Genomic DNA, 2,980 nt, shown 5'->3' with positions numbered 1-2,980 from the left:
CTATTCCCTGTTCCCTATTCCCTGCACGTCAGGCAATCCCCTACGCCCGCTCAGGCCATCCACCACGCGCAATCCCTTTCACCACTTCCGCTTCGGCAGTATATTCACCCCCCTCGAGTGAGCATTCGCCGCGGAGGAGTCCACCCGTGAAGAAGCAAAGCAGGTTCATCGCCGGCGCCGTGGCGCTGGTGGGCGTCGTGGTGTACCTGGCCGTCACCGGCGCCAGGAGCTCCATGATGTACTACTACACGCCCGACGAGCTGGCGGCCCGGCTGACGGCCGACCCGACGGCGCGCGAGCTGGGCATCAAGATGGGCGGCCGCGTGGTGCCGGGGACCGTCAAGTACGACCCGCGCACGCTGGACCTGCGGTTCACCATCATGGACATCGCCAGCGGCCGCACGCGCTACGACGTGCACCACAACGGCCCCCTCCCCGACACCTTCGAGGAGGGACGCGACGTGGTGGTCGAAGGCAAGCTCGCGGCGGACGGCAGCTTCGCGGCCACCACCGTGCTCACCAAGTGCGGCTCTCGCTACGAGGCCGTGGAGGAGGACTTCCGCACGTGACGCAGATCGGGGAAGTCGCCCTCTGGGTCGCGCTGATCCTCTCGCTCTTCGGCGCCGTGCTGGCCTTTGCCGGCGGGCGCCGCGGCCGCGGCGACTGGGTGCTGAGCGCCGAGCGGTCCGTCTTCGCGGTGCTGGGGCTGCTCGTCGTGGCGGCCGCGTCCATCATCGCCGCGTTCGTGGGCAACGAGTACGGCTACCGCTACGTGGCGGGCTACAGCAACCGCGAGCTGTCGCTGTACTACAAGATCACGGGGCTGTGGGCGGGACAGACGGGGTCGCTGGTGTTCTGGGCCCTCCTGCTGTCCCTGTTCGCGTCCATCGTCGTGTGGCAGAACCGGCGGCAGAACCGCGAGTTCATGCCGTACGTGGCCGGCACGCTGCTGGTCGTTCTCGCCTTTTTCATGGGCGTGGTCATCTTCGCGTCCAATCCGTTCGAGCTGATGGACTTTACTCCCGCCGACGGCCGGGGGCTCAATCCGCAGCTGCAGAACTACTGGATGACCATCCACCCGCCCACGCTGTACCTGGGCTTCACGGCGTTCACCATCCCCTTCGCCTTCGCCGTCAGCGCGCTGCTCTCGGGGCGGCTGGACACGCGGTGGATCACCACGACGCGGCGGTGGACGCTGCTCGCGTGGTTCTTTCTCACCAACGGCATCATCTTCGGGATGATGTGGGCGTACGTGGAGCTGGGCTGGGGCGGCTACTGGTTCTGGGACCCGGTGGAGAACGCGTCGCTGCTGCCCTGGCTCACGGGCACGGCGTTCCTGCACTCGGTGATGATCCAGGAAAAGCGCGGCATGCTCAAGCTGTGGAACGTGCTGCTCATCCTGGGCACCTTCCTGCTGAGCATCTTCGCCACGTTCCTCACGCGGTCGGGGCTCATCGAGAGCGTGCACTCGTTCGCGCAGAACCTCACGATCTCCTGGATCTTCCTGGGCTTCCTGTCCTTCCTGGTGATCTCGTGCGGCGCGCTGGTGTGGTGGCGGCGCAAGGCGTTCCTGCCGGAGAACCGGCTGGAGAGCGCCGTGAGCCGCGAGGGCGCGTTCCTGCTCAACAACCTGGTGTTCATCGCCGCCATGCTCACGGTGCTGTGGGGAACCATGTTCCCCCTGATCTCCGAGGGGCTGACGGGCAACAAGATCACGGTGGGCCCGCCCTTCTTCAACCGGGTGAACATCCCCCTGGGCCTGCTGCTGCTGGGGCTGCTGGGCATCGGCCCCATCATCGCCTGGCGCAAGGCCACGGCCCGCAACCTGGTGCGCAACTTCAGCGCGCCCGTGGGCGTGGCGCTGGCGGTCGCCGTCGTGCTCTTCGCGATGGGCGTGCGCCACGTCCAGGCCCTGCTGACGTTCGTCCTGGGCGCCTTTACCATGACCACCATCGTGGTGGAGTTCTGGAAGGGCACGCGGGCCCGGGCGCGCATCGAGGGCGAGGGGCTGGCCCTGGCGTTCGTGCACCTGATGGAGCGCAACCGGCGCCGCTACGGCGGATACGTGGTGCACGCCGGCTTCGTGGTGATGTTCATGGGCTTCGCGGGCGCCGCGTACGACGTGGAAAAGCAGGTTTCGCTGCGCCCGGGTGAGCAGATGCGCATCGGCTCGCCGTTCGGGCACGAGTACACGCTCACCTACCAGGCCATGTCGGCGTACCCCGCGCCCAACATGACCAAGGTGATCGCGTCCGTGGACGTGGCCCGTAACGGCCGCCCCGCCGGCGTGCTGACGGCGGAGAAGCGCTCGTACCGCCAGCGCGAGGAAGTGGCGTCCGAGGTGGGCATCCGCCGCGCGTGGAACGAGGACCTGTACCTGATCCTGGCCGGCATCGACGACATCAACGGCGTGGTGCAGGGCACCAACCCGCGGCCCATCGTCACCTTTCGGGTGCTGGTGCAGCCGCTGGTTCCGTGGATCTGGATCGGCGGGTTCATCATGGCCCTGGGCACGCTGGTGGCCCTGTGGCCCGGCGCCGAGCCCGCGCGGCCCAACCCCGTCCGCCAGAAAGTCCGCGCGCCCGAGCGCATCGCCATGACGGAAGCCGAGCTGGTGGAGGCGTGAAGATGAAGATCGACCGGATCCGCTCCCTCCGCCTCGTGGCGGTCCTCCTCCTGGCCCTCGCGGCGATGGCGATGCCGGTGGCCGCGCAGGTGACGCCGGAGCAGGCGCAGAAGACGGCGGACGAGGCCATTGGCCGGCTGCGGTCGCCGTTCTGCCCCGGGCTCATGCTGGAGGTGTGCCCCTCGCCCAACGCCGAGGCCCTGCGCGACTCCATCCGCGGGATGGCGGCGGAGGGGCTGGGCGTGGAGCAGATCGTGGAGGGCGTGCTGGCCCGCCACGGCGAGGAGTGGCGCGCCGTGCCCAAGCGCAGCGGCGTGGGGCTGCTGGCGTGGCTCGTCCTGCCCGCGGCGCTGG

3 protein-coding genes are annotated in these 2,980 nt (G+C 68.7%); all 3 read left to right on the top strand.

The features are described 5' to 3' along the window. Nucleotides 1-146: 146 nt before the first annotated feature. Nucleotides 147-569 (top strand): cytochrome c maturation protein CcmE, encoded by a 423-nt coding sequence (locus VFZ20_RS24835; protein WP_329686653.1) that lies wholly within the window; start codon nucleotides 147-149, stop codon nucleotides 567-569. After that, entirely contained in the window at nucleotides 566-2,626 is a 2,061-nt protein-coding gene (locus VFZ20_RS24830) for a heme lyase CcmF/NrfE family subunit (protein ID WP_329686652.1), read from the top strand. The genes VFZ20_RS24835 and VFZ20_RS24830 overlap by 4 nt, the downstream gene beginning before the upstream one ends. A gap of 2 nt (nucleotides 2,627-2,628) precedes the next feature. Continuing rightward, nucleotides 2,629-2,980: cytochrome c-type biogenesis protein CcmH (locus VFZ20_RS24825; RefSeq protein WP_329686651.1), on the top strand; the 352-nt coding region annotated here is incomplete at its 3' end.

The organism is Longimicrobium sp., from assembly GCF_036280135.1.
Classification (GTDB): domain Bacteria; phylum Gemmatimonadota; class Gemmatimonadetes; order Longimicrobiales; family Longimicrobiaceae; genus Longimicrobium.
Note: the sequence above shows the minus strand (reverse complement) of the source record. Positions and strands in the feature narration are given on the sequence as shown.